Source organism: Methylobacterium sp. B1 (assembly GCF_000333255.1).
GTDB lineage: Bacteria > Pseudomonadota > Alphaproteobacteria > Rhizobiales > Beijerinckiaceae > Methylobacterium > Methylobacterium fujisawaense.
Map to the genome: position 1 here is coordinate 1 of NZ_BACT01000846.1, position 1,649 is coordinate 1,649.

3 protein-coding genes are annotated in these 1,649 nt (G+C 72.2%); 1 reads left to right on the forward strand and 2 read right to left on the reverse strand.

What is annotated here, in order from left to right:
• The coding region (locus tag I53_RS24455; RefSeq protein ID WP_043355613.1) for a DUF892 family protein at positions 1-435 on the forward strand (435 nt) is incomplete at its 5' end.
• A gap of 67 nt (positions 436-502) precedes the next feature.
• Here the strand turns inward: I53_RS24455 and I53_RS24460 are convergent.
• Complete coding sequence (locus I53_RS24460) at positions 503-832, reverse strand: hypothetical protein (protein WP_043355615.1); 330 nt, start codon at positions 830-832, stop codon at positions 503-505.
• Between the two features lie 331 nt (positions 833-1,163).
• Positions 1,164-1,541, reverse strand: a complete 378-nt coding sequence (locus tag I53_RS24465; protein ID WP_043355617.1) for a hypothetical protein — start codon at positions 1,539-1,541, stop codon at positions 1,164-1,166.
• Between the last annotated feature and the right edge of the window lie 108 nt (positions 1,542-1,649).

The following is a 1,649-nucleotide window of genomic DNA, read 5'->3' on the forward strand; positions in this document are numbered from 1 at the left end:
GCGGCGGACAGACGCGTTGCGCAAGCCTTCGAGACCCATGCGGAGGAGAGCGCCCAGCAGGTGGAGCGCCTGACGCAGGTCTTCGAGATCATCGGCAAGCCGGCCCGGGCCAAGACCTGCGAGGCGATGCAGGGGATCGTCTCCGAGATGGAGGAGGACCTCGACGACTTCGCGGGCAGCCCGGCCGCCGACGCGGTTCTGGCCGCCTGCGCCCAGGCGGTGGAGCATTACGAGATCGCCCGCTACGGCACCCTGAAGACCTGGGCCGCGCAGCTCGGCTACGCGGATGCCGCCAAGCTCCTGGACGAGACCCTGCAGGAGGAGAAGACCACCGACGCGCTGCTCTCCCGGATCGCCGGGACGATCAACGCGGCGGCCGATGCCGGGGAGGGCGAGGCGGAACCGGCGAAGGGCAAGGGCAAGAAGGGCGCCTGATCGCCCACGGGGCCCGGCGCCCCTCGCGGGTGCCGGACAGCGGGGCCGCCCTCCGGCCGGGCCCGGCTCAGTTCGCCTTCTCGATGGCGCTGAGCGGCGTCCAGTAGCAGCGGTCCTGCGCGTCCTTCAGGGCGAGGCAGCCGTAGCTCATCGTCCGGGACTCGAGCCGGACTTCCTCGCCGGGCTTGAAGGACCGGCACTCGCCGCTGGCGAGGCTGCCCTTCAGCAACTGCCCGAACCCGGATTCGTCGCCCGCCATGACCAGCTTGAACAGGCGGTCGGTGACCTCCTGGCTGTGGCAGCCGAACCGCTCCTGGACGACCGTCTCGGCCGCGGCGGGCCGGGACAGGGCGGCGGTGACGGCGAGGGCGGCGAGGACGGGCAGGGCGAAGCGCATGCGCGGAACATATCCGCGGACCGCCCCGTGTCGAGCCCTCGGCGCGCCGGGGAGCCGCGGAGGATCGCCGCGGGTAACCCCGGCGCGGATCGCGGCGCGGTCGATCAGGAACGTGGCACCGCTCGGCCTCGGAACCTGGACGGGGGAGGTTCCTTCAATCCGAGCCGGCGCGTCCGGAGCGGGAATCCCGGCGTCGGCGGTCCGCCGACGCGCGCCCGGAAGCCCCTTGTCGAGAGCGCGGGTGCCTCGCGGGATCAAGCCGCCCCCGGCTGCCGCGAAGGCCGCCGTCGCCGGCGTGCCGGGCGGCGAGGACGGGCAGTGCCGATTTGCCCTACGCGGCGACGAGCCTGACCACGACGTCCTCGGCATAGACGAGGGTTGCCATGACGCCGGACCGGATCCGATCGAACACCGCGTCGAGATCCCCGACGCTCTGCATCAGCACGGCGCACGAGAGGGCGACGATCTGCGGGGTGCGATCCGTCCCTTCGGCGAGGAAGTCGCGGATCGCATCGACGAGGGACGCGGTGGCGTCCGCCTCCGCGGAGGCGCCGAGGACATGCAGGCAATCCTGCCGCAGGGACACGAGATTGCCGTCAACGACCGAGACCCATTGCCGGTCGTGATCGTAGATGAGCCAGCGCACCGATCCCGCCGCCACGGGAGCCAGTCCCGCGAGATAGCGCTGAGCGGCTGCATCATCGAACATGGCGCGGGTTTAACGCCCGGCGGCCGGAACGCCAACGCGTCGGATCACCGTTGCGGAGCCCGCGGATCCGCCGCGACGAGCCCGCAGATCGGGCGCGGGCGTTCGAGC